General features: G+C 64.1%; 14 protein-coding genes and 1 tRNA gene. 11 read left to right on the plus strand and 4 right to left on the minus strand.

The window, feature by feature from the left end; all coding sequences use genetic code 11:
- The first annotated feature begins 29 nt into the window (after positions 1 to 29).
- From LD110_RS11965 to eno, 3 genes are all read left to right on the plus strand, one after another.
- On the plus strand, positions 30 to 1,187 hold the full coding sequence (locus tag LD110_RS11965; RefSeq protein WP_225499047.1) for an adenosine deaminase: 1,158 nt from the start codon (positions 30 to 32) through the stop codon (positions 1,185 to 1,187).
- On the plus strand, positions 1,180 to 1,878 hold the full coding sequence (locus LD110_RS11970) for a MazG family protein (RefSeq protein ID WP_225499048.1): 699 nt from the start codon (positions 1,180 to 1,182) through the stop codon (positions 1,876 to 1,878). Before LD110_RS11965 ends, LD110_RS11970 begins: the two co-directional genes overlap by 8 nt.
- A gap of 120 nt (positions 1,879 to 1,998) precedes the next feature.
- Positions 1,999 to 3,279: a phosphopyruvate hydratase gene (gene eno, locus LD110_RS11975; protein ID WP_225499049.1), complete on the plus strand. Its 1,281-nt coding sequence runs from the start codon at positions 1,999 to 2,001 to the stop codon at positions 3,277 to 3,279.
- 152 nt (positions 3,280 to 3,431) lie between these two features.
- Here the strand turns inward: eno and LD110_RS23895 are convergent, their stop codons facing one another.
- Entirely contained in the window at positions 3,432 to 3,851 is a 420-nt protein-coding gene (locus LD110_RS23895) for a hypothetical protein (protein WP_308012431.1), read from the minus strand.
- Here LD110_RS23895 and LD110_RS23900 point away from each other — a divergent pair.
- From LD110_RS23900 to LD110_RS12015, 8 genes are all read left to right on the plus strand, one after another.
- A complete protein-coding gene (locus LD110_RS23900; RefSeq protein ID WP_308012432.1) occupies positions 3,850 to 4,191 on the plus strand; it encodes a septum formation initiator family protein in 342 nt (113 codons plus the stop codon). The two genes, LD110_RS23895 and LD110_RS23900, sit on opposite strands and share 2 nt — an antisense overlap.
- Positions 4,192 to 4,265: 74 nt before the next feature.
- Positions 4,266 to 4,955, plus strand: coding sequence for a DUF501 domain-containing protein (locus LD110_RS11985; protein ID WP_225499051.1), 690 nt, complete (start codon positions 4,266 to 4,268; stop codon positions 4,953 to 4,955).
- On the plus strand, positions 4,952 to 5,920 hold the full coding sequence (locus LD110_RS11990; RefSeq protein ID WP_225499052.1) for a Ppx/GppA phosphatase family protein: 969 nt from the start codon (positions 4,952 to 4,954) through the stop codon (positions 5,918 to 5,920). The genes LD110_RS11985 and LD110_RS11990 overlap by 4 nt, the downstream gene beginning before the upstream one ends.
- A 102-nt stretch (positions 5,921 to 6,022) precedes the next feature.
- Entirely contained in the window at positions 6,023 to 7,483 is a 1,461-nt protein-coding gene (locus LD110_RS11995) for a S8 family serine peptidase (RefSeq protein ID WP_225499053.1), read from the plus strand.
- Between the two features lie 34 nt (positions 7,484 to 7,517).
- Positions 7,518 to 8,975, plus strand: coding sequence for an NAD(P)/FAD-dependent oxidoreductase (locus LD110_RS12000; protein ID WP_225499054.1), 1,458 nt, complete (start codon positions 7,518 to 7,520; stop codon positions 8,973 to 8,975).
- A gap of 117 nt (positions 8,976 to 9,092) precedes the next feature.
- Complete coding sequence (locus LD110_RS12005; protein ID WP_225499055.1) at positions 9,093 to 10,013, plus strand: N-acetyltransferase; 921 nt, start codon at positions 9,093 to 9,095, stop codon at positions 10,011 to 10,013.
- A gap of 53 nt (positions 10,014 to 10,066) precedes the next feature.
- Positions 10,067 to 10,140: transfer RNA gene (locus tag LD110_RS12010), tRNA-Leu, on the plus strand.
- A 221-nt stretch (positions 10,141 to 10,361) separates the two neighbouring features.
- Positions 10,362 to 11,711: an ABC transporter substrate-binding protein gene (locus tag LD110_RS12015; protein WP_225499056.1), complete on the plus strand. Its 1,350-nt coding sequence runs from the start codon at positions 10,362 to 10,364 to the stop codon at positions 11,709 to 11,711.
- Positions 11,712 to 11,814: 103 nt separating this feature from the next.
- Here the strand turns inward: LD110_RS12015 and LD110_RS12020 are convergent, their stop codons facing one another.
- From LD110_RS12020 to LD110_RS12030, 3 genes are read right to left on the minus strand one after another with little or no spacing between them, the layout of a single operon-like run.
- Positions 11,815 to 12,585: an ABC transporter ATP-binding protein gene (locus tag LD110_RS12020; RefSeq protein WP_225499057.1), complete on the minus strand. Its 771-nt coding sequence runs from the start codon at positions 12,583 to 12,585 to the stop codon at positions 11,815 to 11,817.
- Positions 12,582 to 13,592, minus strand: a complete 1,011-nt coding sequence (locus LD110_RS12025; RefSeq protein ID WP_225499058.1) for an ABC transporter ATP-binding protein — start codon at positions 13,590 to 13,592, stop codon at positions 12,582 to 12,584. Before LD110_RS12025 ends, LD110_RS12020 begins: the two co-directional genes overlap by 4 nt.
- On the minus strand, positions 13,589 to 14,560 hold the full coding sequence (locus LD110_RS12030; RefSeq protein WP_225499059.1) for a branched-chain amino acid ABC transporter permease: 972 nt from the start codon (positions 14,558 to 14,560) through the stop codon (positions 13,589 to 13,591). The genes LD110_RS12025 and LD110_RS12030 overlap by 4 nt, the downstream gene beginning before the upstream one ends.
- Positions 14,561 to 14,565: the final 5 nt, after the last annotated feature.

Here is a 14,565-nt window from a genome sequence, read left to right on the forward strand (position 1 = left end):
CGCTGCTCGGCGCCCCCTAAAGTTGGATCGTGACTGAGCCCATTGTTGACGCCGCCCCTGCCATCGACTTCGACCTGAAGAGCCTTCCCAAGGTCTCCCTGCACGACCACTTGGACGGAGGTCTTCGGCCCGCCACAATCATCGAGCTGGCGGCCGCCGTTGGCCACACCTTGCCTTCCACGGACCCCGTGGCCCTGGGCGAGTGGTTCCGTGAGTCAGCCGACTCCGGATCCCTGGTCCGGTACTTGGAGACGTTTGACCACACCATTGCCGTGATGCAGACCAAGGATGGTCTGTTCCGCGTCGCCAAGGAGTTCGTTGAGGACCTGGCGGACGACGGCGTGGTATACGGAGAAGTTCGCTGGGCCCCGGAGCAGCACCTCCGAGCCGGCCTCACCCTGGACGAAGCAGTCGAAGCCGTCCAGGCCGGCCTCGAAGCAGGCACGGAGGCCGTCGAGGAAAGCGGCCGTCAGATCCAGGTGGGCCAGCTCATCACGGCGATGCGGCACGCGGACCGGAGCCAGGAAATCGCGGAGCTGGCCGTCCGCCACCGGCACAAGGGCGCTGTGGGCTTCGACATCGCAGGCGCCGAGGACGGTTTCCCGCCGTCGCGCTTCAAGGACGCCTTCACGTACCTCGCTGAGCAGAACTTCCCGGCAACGGTCCACGCCGGCGAGGCCGCCGGACTGGACAGCATCCAGTCAGCCCTGGTGGACGGCCGCGCCCTGCGGCTCGGCCATGGCGTCCGCATCGCGGAAGACATCACCGTGGACTTTGAGGAAGGCGATAACGCCGAAAGCTCCGAGTACGACGACGACGCGGCAGTCGGGATGGTGACCTTGGGCGAGCTTGCGGCCTGGGTCCGCGACCGGCACATCGCATTGGAGATCTGCCCCTCGTCAAACCTCCAGACCGGTGCGATTGCAGGCTTTGGCGAGGGCATCGAGCACCACCCCGTGGACATGCTCTACCAGCTTGGCTTCAACGTAACCATCAACACGGACAACCGGCTGATGAGCGGCGTGACCCTCACTGACGAGTTCGAATTGCTGGTTGAGACCTTCGACTACGATCTGGACGACCTGCTGGAGCTCACGCTTAACGCTGCCGAGGCTTCATTCCTCCCGCTCGATGAGAGGGAAGCGCTAGTGGAGTACATCAACGACGCCTACGCGAATCTTGCCTGAGCAGCACGCTGCCGACCGCTCTGCAGGCTCACCCGCCGCGGCGATCACCCAACTGCTCGGAGTGATCGCCGCGCTGCGGCAACACTGTCCCTGGATGGGAGCACTCACCCACGAATCGCTGGTGGAGTACCTGATCGAAGAAGCCTACGAAGTGGTCGAGTCCATTGAGGCAGGCAGCGAGGAAGAACTCCGCGGCGAATTGGGCGATGTGCTGCTCCAGGTAGTGCTGCATGCCCGGCTTGCGGAGGAACACGGCCGCTTCGACTTCGCCGACGTGGCTGAAGCCATTACGCGCAAGATGATCCGCCGCAACCCCCATGTCTTCCGGCCGGACGGCACCCTGCAGGACTCCTTCCCCGCCACGATTGAAGAAATCGAACGGACGTGGGACTCCATCAAGAACACTGAGCGTGCCGGGGGACGGAGTGCCCTTGACGGCATCCCCGACAACCTGCCTGCGCTGGCCCGGGCACAAAAGACGCTGGACCGCGCCGCACGCGCCGGTTTGGAGCTGCCCGAAACCCAGCGGGCCGGCGTCGTCCCTGCTGCTGTGGACGCCGCCACGGAAGCCGAGCTCGGCGCTTTGCTGTTCGCCGTCGTCGCTCAGGCCCGGAGCCGCGGCCTCGACGCCGAACGCGCGCTCCGCGGCGCTGTGCGGGAGTACCAGCGACGCGCCGGGGGAACTTCATGACGTGAGGCTCCCGAAGCCGTTCCGTAACGTGTACCACTCTCGACTAGGCTAATAGCGACGAGGACGTCCAGATTTTCCCTCTAGATTCCCAGTAACCGCTTCACCATAAGGAGCAAACCCATGGCGCTTATCGATGCCATCCACGCCCGCGAGATCCTTGACTCCCGCGGCAACCCGACCGTTGAAGTCGAGGTTCTGCTGTCTGACGGCCAGATCGGCCGCGCCGCAGTTCCGTCCGGTGCATCCACCGGTGAGCACGAGGCCGTTGAGCTCCGCGACGGTGACAAGGGCCGTTACCTCGGCAAGGGTGTCCAGAAGGCCGTCGACGCTGTCATCGACGAGATCGCCCCGGCACTCATCGGCTTCGACGCCACGGACCAGCGCAGCATCGACCAGGCCATGATCGACCTTGACGGCACCGCCAACAAGGGCAAGCTGGGCGCCAACGCCATCCTGGGCGTCTCCCTGGCCGTCGCCAACGCAGCCGCCGCCTCGGCAGACCTGCCGCTGTACAAGTACCTCGGCGGCCCGAACGCCCATGTCCTGCCTGTTCCGCTGATGAACATCCTCAACGGTGGCTCCCACGCCGACTCCGACGTCGACATCCAGGAGTTCATGATCGCCCCGATCGGCGCAGAGACCTTCTCGGAGGGCCTCCGCTGGGGCGTTGAGGTCTACCACAACCTCAAGGCCGTCCTGAACGAGAAGGGCCTGGCCACCGGCCTGGGTGACGAGGGTGGCTTCGCCCCGAACCTGCCGTCCAACCGTGCCGCTCTGGACCTGATCCAGGAAGCCATCAAGAAGGCTGGCTACACCCCGGGCAAGGACATCGCCCTGGCACTGGACGTCGCATCCTCCGAGTTCTACAAGGACGGTTCCTACAACTTCGAGGGCAAGTCCCTGAGCTCCGCGGACATGAGCGCCTACTACGCCGAACTCGTGGCCGACTACCCGCTGGTTTCCATCGAGGACCCGCTGGACGAGAACGACTGGGAAGGCTGGAAGACCCTCACCGACGCAATCGGTGACAAGGTCCAGCTGGTGGGCGACGACCTGTTCGTTACCAACCCGGAGCGCCTGCAGCAGGGAATCGACGCCGCCACGGCCAACTCCCTCCTTGTGAAGGTCAACCAGATCGGTTCCCTGACCGAGACCCTGGACGCCGTCTCGCTGGCCCAGCGCAACGGTTACACCACCATCACCTCGCACCGCTCCGGCGAGACCGAGGACACCACCATCGCCGACATCTCGGTGGCCACTAACGCCGGCCAGATCAAGACCGGCGCGCCGGCCCGTTCCGAGCGTGTTGCCAAGTACAACCAGCTGCTGCGCATCGAAGAGGAACTCGACGACGCCGCACGTTACGCCGGCCGCAGCGCCTTCCCGCGTTTCAAGGGCTAGTATCCGGGTAAACAGCTGACCGGTGGCTATGGTGGAAAGACCATAGCCACCGGTTCTGTTTAAGCGCGGCACCCTGGAAACCTTCCGGTGGGTGCTGCTAGCAGGCCGGATCACCGAGTACCAGCAGCAACCCGCCAGGCAAACACCGGGCATTACAGGAGTGTCATGGCCACCCGTCGACCCAAGGTACCCAGAGCCAACCCGACAGGTGCCAAGCCGTCCGGGCAGGCATCAAGGTCCGATGGCGATGTTATCCGGGCCGACTTTGGCGGCTCCGCCCAAGGCCCATCCCACAGCAGCGGCTCATCCCAGAGCAGCGGCGCCCGCAGCGTGGGTTCTTCCGGCACGGCTGGGCGAACTTCGTCCCGGACCACGTACCGCACCAAGGACCACGTCGCAGCAGGACAGTCGTCGGGCGCAAAGTCAGCGGCAGGGACCACCACGGGGCCTGGCGGCAAGGGGAAGCCTGCCGGGCGCACTTCTGGCGCATCCGCGGGAGCCGATCCGGACGCCCAGGCGCCTGTTCCGGCCAGGGCTTTTTCAGGAAGGTTGTTGGCTTTGGGCGTCGTCATGATCGCCATCACCATCATGCTGGCCCCCACGGTGAAGATTTTCTTTGAAAAGCGGTCGGAAATATCCGCGCTTGAGAACGAGATCGCAGCCAAAAAGGCCGAGCAGGAGAACCTCAAAAAGCAGGTGTCGCGCTGGCAGGACCCCAGCTACGTGAAACAGCAGGCTCGCGACCGCATTAACATGGTTATGCCGGGTGAAACGGGCTACTGGGTGTTTGGCGGAGGAATTCCGTCCGGCACAACGGAATCCAGCACCGGCACAGGAGCCTCCGGAAGCCCGGCAAACCTGCCGTGGGTGGACGCCCTGTGGGAGTCGATTCGACGCTCGGCAACCGACTGACAAAATCGCGGTGCCCGCCGCCGTTGCGCCCGTCCCGGCGCAGCTATCCAGGGCAGGAAGGGGTGGCAGCGCCAGTGGCAGACAACACTGCAGGCACGCCGCAGCAGACACGACGGCCATCAGCCCACGACCTTGAGGTCCTCAGCCGCCAGTTGGGCCGCCCGGTGCGTGACGTCGTCGAAATCCCGGCGCGGTGTGTATGCGGCAACCCCCTGGTGGCGGCTACCGCTCCGAGGCTGAGCACCGGTACGCCCTTCCCCACGACCTTCTACCTGACCCACCCGGTCATTACCTCCGCCGTTTCCAGGCTGGAGGCCGCGGGCCTCATGAACGACATGAATGACCGCCTGGCCGACGATGAATCACTTGCCGCGGCATATCGTGGCGCGCATGATGCCTACCTGGCCGCCCGCAAAGAAATCGGGCAGCGGGCCGGAACCGGAGACGTTCCAGAGATCGACGGCGTCTCCGCCGGCGGTATGCCCACCCGCGTCAAGTGCCTGCACGTCCTGGTTGGACAATCCCTCGCAGCCGGTCCCGGGGTAAATCCGCTCGGCGACGAAGCGCTGGAGGCCATCAAGGAGTGGTGGACCAAGGACCGTTGCTACTGTGACGGCGCCTGGGACACAACGGGAGAGGCACCGTCCAAGGACCTAAGCCGGCACGGACCCCAGGGGCTCCCGGAACTCGTCGGAAGGCCGGCACCGGTTCGCCGTTCAGCAGCCGACGAAGCATCAGCAAGCAACCTGGGGGAGGACCAATGAGCCGCGTAGCTGCCATCGACTGCGGAACCAATTCCATCCGCCTCCTGATTGCGGACGCCAACGGCGCCGCCGAACAAGGCGTAAACGCCCCGAAAGGTGGCCCGCTGGCCGACGTCGTCCGGGAGATGCGTGTGGTGCGCCTTGGCCAAGGCGTTGACGCCACTGGAGAGCTTGCAGCAGAAGCCCTGCAGAGGACCTTCGACGCCACTCGGGACTACGCGGACCTCATCCGTGAGCACGGCGCCGAGCGGGTCCGCTTCGCGGCCACCTCAGCAACGCGTGACGCGCGTAACCGGCAGGTCTTTGTAGATGGCATCCGCGAGCTCCTCGGCGTCGAACCAGAGGTGATCACGGGCGACGAGGAAGCGGCCCTATCCTTTGCCGGCGCCAGCAGCGTCCTTCCCTCGCCGGGCAAAAACCCGGTTTTGGTGGTTGACCTGGGCGGCGGCAGCACGGAATTCGTGTTGGGAGATGCCGACGGCGTCATTGCCGCCAGGTCTGTCGACATTGGCTGCGTGCGCCTTACTGAACGCCATTTGGCAGCTGACCCGCCCACTGCGGAACAGATCGCGGCCGCTGAGGCCGACGTCGACGCCGCCATCGACCTTGCAGCGGAGACGGTGCCGCTCAACCGCACCACCGCCGTCGTTGGCGTTGCCGGGTCCATCACAACCATCACCGCGCACGCCCTCGGTCTAACCGAGTACCAGCCCTCAGCCATCCACGGCGCAAAGCTGGACCTTGGCACTATCCGCGACGCGTGCACCAGCCTGTTGGAAATGACCCGCGAAGAACGGGCCAGGCTGCCCTACATGCACCCCGGCCGGGTGGACGTGATCGGCGCAGGAGCACTGGTGTGGCGGCGAATCCTGGAACGCCTTCACGAGGTCACCGGCGGGGGCATTGCAGCTGCCACGGCCAGTGAGCACGACATCCTTGACGGCATAGCACTGAGTATCCGCTGACCATCAGATCCGCCAACCACCGCATCCAGGGTGGCTGCACGCCTGAGGCGCTGCCGCACGCCCGCTGGCGGGTCGCCTGACGTAGAGCTGATTGGGGCACGAATGAGCATCCGACTTTCCCGACGCCGACGCGATGGACGCCGTCGCGCCGCCTCCCGTCAACTGGCAGGTCTGCGCGCACTGGCAGGGCTGCGCGCAGCTTCGCTGTGCCTGGCTGCGGCTCTGGCTTTGGCGGCAGCGGTTGGCGGACTGGCAACGGCCCCGGAAGCGCGCGCGGATTCGTGGCGTGACAAGCAATATTGGCTGAAGGAGTCAGGCATCAACGCGGCGTGGTCCGTCTCGAAAGGCGCCGGCGTCAAGGTGGCCATCATCGATAGCGGCGTGGACGGCAAGCACCCGGACCTCAAGGGAGCGATCGTCGGCGGAACGGACTCCTCCGGCGCTGGCGAGCCGGACGGCCAGAAGTCAATAGGCGCCAAACCTGAGCACGGAACATTGGTGGCGACCATGTTGGCCGGAAGGGGGCACCAGCCCGCCAGCCCATCGCCGTCGCCCGGAGCCACGCCCGCTCCCAACACGGTGGGTCCCGACGGCATCGTCGGCGTCGCCCCGGAAGCGCAGTTGCTGACCGTCTCCACATGGCTCGGCTCCAACAATCCTGCGGGCAGGAGCGACCAGGACCAGATCCCGGCCGCTGTCCGCTGGGCCGTGGACAACGGTGCCAAGGTCATCAACATCTCCCTTGGCAGCACTTCGCCCACATGGCCGCAAAGCTGGGATGCCGCGTTCCTCTACGCGGAGCAAAAGGACGTGGTCATCGTTGCTGCGGCAGGAAACCGCCTGGCCGGAAACGTGCAGGTGGGGGCTCCCGCCACGATTCCGGGCGTGCTGACTGTGGCAGGGCTGGACCGGGACGGCAAGGCAAGCATCGATGCCTCGTCCCAGGGAATCACCATCGGTGTGGCAGCGCCCGCGGAAAACCTGGCCGGTGGCCTCCCCGGAGGTGGTTATGCCGACTGGGCCGGTACCTCAGGGTCCGCGCCCATTGTTTCCGGAGTCGCAGCCCTCATCCGGTCCAAATGGCCGACGATGAGCGCCAAGCAGGTCATCAACCGGATTGTGAGCACTGCCAAGGATGCAGGCGCTCCCGGGAAGGACCCGATCTACGGCTTTGGTGTGCTCAACGCCGAGGCCGCGCTCAAGGCCGACGTGGCAGAGGCGGCAGCCAATCCGCTGGGATCCATTTCGGATTGGATCCGTGTGCACCGCAGGGGAGGGGAACTGAAACCGCCGGCTGCCGAGCAGGAACAGATTCCCACGAGCGCACCGCCCACGCTGCCCGAGCCGACAGTGCCAGTGGCCAAGGCCCCAACACAGCTGGACAGTGCCGTGCCTGCCTTTGTTGTGCTGGGCTTCGGTGCCCTCTTTGCGGCGATTATTGCTGGAGCCGCCATCCAGCTGAGAAAGGCCTACAAGAGCCCGGCGCTGCCAAAGGATGACGCCGAAACCGATGCGGTGGAGGTGGTGGGGGACAAGCCCGGCAAAGCCCCCGAACACCGCTAGTGAAGATTTTCACAAAGTGCTGTATCCTGATTTCATGGCAACCACCCCTCAGCTTATTGACCGTCCACGCGTGCTGGTCGTCGGCGGCGGCTACGTCGGCCTTTACGTGGCACTCAAACTGCAGAAGAAGATCGCGAACGCTGGTGGCGTCGTCACAGTCGTAGATCCGCTGCCGTACATGACTTACCAGCCCTTCCTCCCCGAAGTGGCCGGCGGCAACATCGAAGCCCGCCACGCTGTGGTGAGCCACCGCCAGCACCTGAAGCAGACCGAGCTCATTCAGGGTCGCGTGACCAGCATCGACCACGCCAACCGCAAAGCGGTTGTTGCACCGGCCGACGGCTCCGCCCCCTTCGAGGTGCCCTATTTCGACGTCGTCCTCGCCGCAGGTGCCATTACCCGCACCTTCCCGATCAAGGGCCTGGCGGACAACGGCATTGGCCTGAAGACCATCGAGGAAGCAGTTGCGCTTCGCAACAAGGTCCTCGACCGCATCGAGGTTGCCTCCACCATGACGGACCCGGCAGCGCGCGCCCGCGCCCTGACCTTTGTGGTCGTCGGGGGTGGCTTCGCCGGTATCGAGTGCATCACCGAGATGGAAGACCTTGCCCGCGCCGCGGTCAAGAACAACCCGCGCGTCCGCCAGGAGGAAGTCCGCTTCGTCCTGGTCGAGGCCATGGGCCGGATCATGCCCGAGGTCACCGCTGAGCAGGCTGAGTGGGTTGTCGAGCACCTGCGCGGCCGCGGCATCGAGGTCCTCCTCAACACTTCGCTGGACAACGCCGAGGGTGCGCTCAAGCTCATCAACCTGCCGGACAAGTCCCCGGCCCAGGAATTCGAAGCGGACACCCTGGTGTGGACCGCAGGTGTGCAGGCCAACCCGATGGTCCGTTCCACTGACTTCCCGCTGGAACCCCGCGGCCGCGTGCGCGTCCTGCCGGACCTTCGCATCGCCGGCGACGAGGGCATCATCGACAACGCCTGGGCAGCCGGCGACATCGCCGCTGTTCCGGACCTCACGGGCAAGGGCCTGCCTGATGGAACCTGTGTTCCGAACGCACAGCACGCGCTCCGCCAGGCGAAGAAGCTCGCCAAGAACCTGTGGGCTTCCCGCTGGGACAAGCCGCTGAGCGACTACAAGCACAAGAACCTTGGTGCTGTTGCCGGCTTCGGCGAGTGGAAGGGTGTTGCGAACATCAACCTCCTGGGCCGCATCGGCCTCAAGGGCGGTCTCGCTTGGCTGGCCCACCGTGGCTACCACGGCCTGGCCATGCCCACGGTTGAGCGCAAGATCCGCGTGATCTTCAACTGGCTGCTCGGCATGATCATGGGCCGCGACACCACCCAGTTGCTGGACCTCGACAACCCGCGCGGGGCCTTTGTTTCCGCGGCCACCCCTGCACCCAAGCCGGCAGCCGCATCGGCTCCGGCAGATAAGTCCGCGGAGAAGCCTGCCGACGCTAAAACGCCCGTAACGGCTGACGCTAAATAAGACCCCAATAATCCAAATCTGGTTGTCAAACAACGGCGGCCGTCCCCAAACTGCTGGTTTCAGCAAATAGGGGGCGGCCGCCGTCGTTATTTCCGGAGAGTACCTAGACTGATCCTCATGGCCGCCGTTACGGATCTTAAAACCCTCCTGACCTCCATGCGTCCGGTGCTCCGGGACGGAGACTTCGTCTACGCCTTGTGGCCCCATGGCCGAGCCCTCGAAGGGGACATTGAGGCGGCTGTCCGCGAGGCAGAGGGCCTCACCGTGGTGGTCACGCGTTCCGAGGCGGAACGGCTGGGCCTCTCATATGACTTTGTGGCCGCGTGGATCACTCTGCAGGTGCACTCGGCGCTTGAGGCTGTGGGCCTCACCGCCGCCGTGAGCAGCGCCCTGACGCACGCCGGCATCAGCTGCAACGTGTTGGCGGGATTCCACCATGACCACTTGCTGGTTCCCGCGTCCGACGCCGACCGGGCCCTTGAGGTCTTGGCGCTCCTTGGGCGGGGCCTGGTCCTGCGGACGGAGGGTCCCGCGGACCGCTCCGAGATCCTTTCCCTCACCTCGGAGGCCTTCGCGGTGTCGCCTGTTACCGGCCTGCCGGTTGACGGTACGCCGGAAGAAGTTCACTTGCTGCGCCAGCTCTTCGACTCCGATGACTACCTGCCGGTGTTCAGCATCGTGGCCGAAATGGGCGGAGAAATCGTGGGGCATGTTATTGCCACAAGGGGATGGTCCGATGAGCTGCCGATGCTGGGCCTTGGCCCCATCAGCGTCCAGCCCCATCTCCAGCGGCAAGGCATTGGCACTGCCCTCATGAACGAGGTCACGCGTCGTGCAGAGGCGGCTGGGGAGTCCGGCATCGCCCTGCTTGGCAGCCCGGTTTACTATTCACGCTTCGGTTACCGCCCGGCGTCGAGCCTTGGGGTCAAGGCCCCTGAGTCCGCATGGGGTGACCACTTCCAGGTGCTGCCGCTGAGCGGCTGGCCCGCAGATCATCGCGGCACCTTCCGCTACGCGGCCCCGTTCGCGGCGATCTAACGACGGCGGCAACGGACACCCACGACGGCGGCGTGGGTTACCATGGTCCGGGCGCCCCAGTAGCCCAATTGGCAGAGGCAGCGGACTTAAAATCCGCGTGTTGTGGGTTCGAGTCCCACCTGGGGCACAAAATGAAGCTACGGCTTTCGTTGCGTGTGCGAGGGAACCCTACCGGAGCATCGCGGACGACGCAGCAGGGGAAACCCTTGACGTAACGAGAGTTACAAGGCTGTGACCTGATTCACTCCGCTATCCCGTCGAAAGTGGACTAGCTTGATTCTTATTCAGGGAAAACCTGATCTATCGCATCAAAGGCAGTTCGCACCTTTCGATCGAGGAGATTAATCAATGTTTGATCTTTCCCAAGCGGCACCCCGGGCTGCCAAGCTGACCGTGCTTAGCCTCGGCGTCGCTCTTCTAGCCACAGCCTGTGGTGGCCCGTCCGCCCCAAGCTCGACTGGAACCACTTCTGCTGCAGCCGGCATCAACTGCCCCGCAGCGGGCGCAGGTGGCGGTAAGACAAGCCAGGCACCTGCACCCACGGGACAAATTCCTGCCTCGACCACCACAACGCCGACGCCCCTCAAACTCGGCTCGCTCCTGCCGACTACCGGTAGCCTCGCCTTCCTTGGTCCACCTGAAATCGCGGGTGTGAACCTTGGTGTCAAGGAAGTCAACGCCGCTGGCGGCGTCCTTGGCAAGCCGATTGAGATCACCCACCGCGACTCGGGCGACACCAAGACGGACACGGCTACACAGTCTGTCACGGCTCTCCTCGGTGGAGGCGCCCAGGCGATCATCGGTGCGGCGTCGTCCGCGGTCTCGAAGACCGTTATCAACCAGATCACTGGTTCCGGCGTCATCCAGTTCTCTCCCGCCAACACCTCCCCGGACTTCACCACGTGGGATGACAAGGGACTCTACTGGCGCACCGCTCCGTCCGACGTCCTGCAGGGTAAGGTCCTTGGCAACTACATGGCCACATGTGGCGCCCAGACCGTCGGCATGATCGTTTTGAACGATGCTTACGGAACCGGTCTGCAGAAGAACGTCAAGGCCGCTTTTGAGTCGGCCGGCGGCAAGGTTGTTGCCGAAGAGCTCTTCAACACCGGCGACACCCAGTTCCAGGCACAGGTGGACAAGATCGTGGCGGCCAAGCCCGACGCGGTCGCGCTGATCACCTTCGATGAGGCAAAGTCCATCATCCCGCTGCTGGCGGCTAAGGGCATCAAGGGCAGCCAGATGTTCCTGGTTGACGGCAACACGTCCGACTACAGCAAGAACTTCCAGCCGGGCACGTTGAAGGGCGCACAGGGCACCATCCCCGGAACGTTCGCCAACGAGGACTTCAAGAAGGCATTGCTCGGAATCGACCCGGCGCTGAAGGACTTCAGCTACGCGGGCGAATCCTACGACGCCGTGAACCTCATCGCGCTGGCGGCCGAAGCAGCCAAGAGCACCAAGGGCACGGACATTGCCGCGAAGCTCAAGGACGTCTCCCAGGGTGGCGAGAAATGCAACACCTTCGCTGCTTGTGTGACCCTGCTGCGGAACGGTAAGGACATCGACTACGACGGCCAATCCGGTCCGGTAACGTTCTCCGATGCAGGCGACCCCACGGAAGCGTACATCGGTATCTACCAGTACCAGGACGACAACTCGTACAAGCCGATCAAGGAAGAGTTCGGCAAGCTCTAAACCGCTTGACTGAATACCACTGAACAAAGACAGAACGCCCCGTCCGTAGCGAAACGGACGGGGCGTTCTGCGTCTGGCCCTCGATGGGGAACGCCAGCCGGCGCTAGTCTGCGTCGGCGAGGGTGCCGAGGTACAGCTGGATGACCTTAGGGTCCTTCATGAGCTCGCGCCCGGTGCCCGTGTAGGCGTCCTTCCCCTGGTCCAGGACGTAGCCTCGGTCGCAGATCTGCAGGCAGCGGCGGGCGTTTTGCTCCACCATGATCACGGACACGCCGGCGCGGTTGATCTCGTGCACCCTGAGGAAGGTTTCATCCTGCTTCACGGGCGAGAGCCCAGCGGAGGGCTCGTCCAGGAGGAGCACCGCGGGATCCATCATGAGGGCCCGTCCCATTGCTACCATTTGGCGTTCGCCACCTGATAGTGATCCCGCCCGTTGCAGCCTGCGCCTGCCGAGCTCGGGGAAGAGGCTGGTCACGAAATCAAACCGTTCGGTGTATGCCTTGGGACGCTGGTACATGCCCATCTGCAGGTTTTCCTCGATGGTCAGGGCCGCAAACACGTTGTTTGTCTGCGGCACGAAGCCTACACCCTGGGACACCAGTTTGTTCGCCTTGAGACCCGTCAGGTCCTTCCCGCGGATCACAACAGATCCGGAATGGACCTTCACCAGGCCGAACATGGCCTTCAGGAGCGTCGATTTACCTGCACCGTTGGGACCGATGATGCCGATCAGCTCACCCGGCCGCGCCTCGATGCTGCACCCGTTGAGGATGTTGACACCGGGGAGGTACCCCGCCACGAGGTCGGTCACCGTGACCACGGCGCCGTCAGACTCCGCTGTGGCTGCGTCAGCTGCCGCGCTTGTGGCGCTCATTTGCGATCCTCCTCTTCAAGACCGGACACAACGACTTCCGGGGCGATAATGCCCGCATCCTCAGTTCCGACAATCGATTCCTCGTCCGCCTCCAGGACAGCCTCGAGTTCCCGGATGCCTTCCGCAGCGCCGAGGTCGACGTCATGGTGTGCGCCGAGGTAGGCGTCGATGACAGCCGGATCCTTCATCACAACACCGGGAGGGCCTTCGGAGACGATCTTGCCTTCAGCCATGACCACTACCCAGTCGGCAATGTGCCTGACCACGTGCATGTCGTGCTCAACGAACAACACGGTCATGCCTTCGGCCTTGAGGTTCTTGATGTGGTCCAACAATGACTGGGTCAGGGCCGGGTTGACGCCTGCCATCGGCTCGTCCAGCATCACGAGCTTGGGCTGAACCATCAAGGCGCGGGCCATTTCCAGCAGCTTGCGTTGGCCGCCGGACAGCGAAGCAGCGTAATCGTCCTTTTTGGCGTCGAGCTTGAACTTTACTAGCAGGGCGTCCGCCTGCTCGGTGATTTCCTTTTCCCTGCCTCCCCAGATTGCCTTGAACAACGCGTTCCGGAGGAGCTCGCCTTGTTGGCGCGAAGCTCCCAGCCGCATGTTTTCCATTACGGTCAGCTTGCCCATGACTTTGGTCAGCTGGAATGTGCGCACCATGCCCATCCGTGCGACTTTGTACGAGGAAACGCCGGCCAGGTTCCGGCCGTCGAACTCCCAGGTTCCCGACTGGGGGATATCAAAGCCCGTCAGGAGATTGAAGAGGGTTGTCTTGCCTGCTCCGTTGGGGCCGATGAGGGCTGTGATCTTGTGCCGTGGGATCTCCAGGTACTCGACGTCGACGGCGTTGATGCCGCCGAAGCTCCTCGTGACGTCCCGGGCAATAACGATGGGATCGCGCTTCTTGCACCCCGGGCCAATCTCGCCTTCGGCGATAGGCCGCTCATCCGTCATGTAGTTGACGCCCTCTTCGGGCGCGACTTCCGTGTGGCTGACGTGGCTCATGCGAATGCCAACTCCTTCTTATTGCCGAAGACGCCCTGTGGCCTATAGACCATCAGCAGCATGAGGGCGACACCGACCAAGATGAACCTCAGCTGCCCTGCCTGGACGGTGGAGATGAAGGTGACCGCCCCGGACTCGATGAGGCCAGACAGCAGGTTTTGGGTAAGGGACAGCACGGCCCAGAAAATCATTGCGCCGACGATCGGGCCCAGGACCGTGGACATGCCACCAAGGAGCAGGACCGTCCACAGGAAGAACGTCAGGTCCGTGGCGTAGTTGGCCGGCTGAACAGAGCCTCGGGGAATGGTGAACAGCAGGCCCGCCAATGCACCGAGGATGCCACCGATGACCAGCGCCTGCATCTTGTACGAATAAACGTTCTTGCCGAGGGAGCGGACTGCGTTCTCGTCTTCGCGGATGCCTTTGAGCACCCGTCCCCAGGGGCTGCGCATCAGGAGCCACACGATCACGGCGGAAAGGATGACAACGGCCCAGCTGATTACCCGAACATAGAAATCGCGGTTGCTCCAGCCGAAGATGTAGGTGCCCGCCGGGAAGGGGTTGAAGGTGTCGAACTCCCTCTGGAATGAGGAGAGGCCGTCAGCGGAGCCGGTGATCCTGAACAGGGTGTTGGTTGTCACGATGTACCGCACGATCTCGGCCGCGGCGATGGTGACGATGGCAAGGTAGTCGGCACGCAAGCGGAGCGTTGGGACGCCCAAAAGCAGCGCGAACAGGGAGGCGGCGACCACTGCGATGAGCAGGCCGACAATGAACGGGACTTTGAACTGCAGGGTGGAGATGGCAAAGCCATAGGCACCAATGGCCATAAAGCCGGCCTGGCCGAAGTTCAAGAGCCCCGAGTATCCGAAGTGCACCGCGAGGCCCAAGGCAGCCAGGCCGTAGGCCGCGGTGGTGGGGGTCAGGAACTCGCCGAGGGCGAGAAGAAGGATATTTCCGATGTCCATTGTTG

It is taken from the genome of Arthrobacter sp. M4 (genome assembly GCF_020251205.1).
Classification (GTDB): Bacteria; Actinomycetota; Actinomycetes; order Actinomycetales; family Micrococcaceae; genus Arthrobacter.

Bases quoted from the DNA above. Each gene is read 5' to 3' on its own strand.
- eno (WP_225499049.1), top strand. From the start codon at position 1,999: ATGGCGCTTATCGATGCCATCCACGCCCGCGAGATCCTTGACTCCCGC.
- LD110_RS23900 (WP_308012432.1), top strand. From the start codon at position 3,850: ATGATCGCCATCACCATCATGCTGGCCCCCACGGTGAAGATTTTCTTT.
- LD110_RS23895 (WP_308012431.1), bottom strand. From the start codon at position 3,851: ATGACGACGCCCAAAGCCAACAACCTTCCTGAAAAAGCCCTGGCCGGA.
- LD110_RS11990 (WP_225499052.1), top strand. From the start codon at position 4,952: ATGAGCCGCGTAGCTGCCATCGACTGCGGAACCAATTCCATCCGCCTC.
- LD110_RS11995 (WP_225499053.1), top strand. From the start codon at position 6,023: ATGAGCATCCGACTTTCCCGACGCCGACGCGATGGACGCCGTCGCGCC.
- LD110_RS12000 (WP_225499054.1), top strand. From the start codon at position 7,518: ATGGCAACCACCCCTCAGCTTATTGACCGTCCACGCGTGCTGGTCGTC.
- LD110_RS12005 (WP_225499055.1), top strand. From the start codon at position 9,093: ATGGCCGCCGTTACGGATCTTAAAACCCTCCTGACCTCCATGCGTCCG.
- LD110_RS12015 (WP_225499056.1), top strand. From the start codon at position 10,362: ATGTTTGATCTTTCCCAAGCGGCACCCCGGGCTGCCAAGCTGACCGTG.
- LD110_RS12020 (WP_225499057.1), bottom strand. From the start codon at position 12,585: ATGAGCGCCACAAGCGCGGCAGCTGACGCAGCCACAGCGGAGTCTGAC.
- LD110_RS12025 (WP_225499058.1), bottom strand. From the start codon at position 13,592: ATGAGCCACGTCAGCCACACGGAAGTCGCGCCCGAAGAGGGCGTCAAC.
- LD110_RS12030 (WP_225499059.1), bottom strand. From the start codon at position 14,560: ATGGACATCGGAAATATCCTTCTTCTCGCCCTCGGCGAGTTCCTGACC.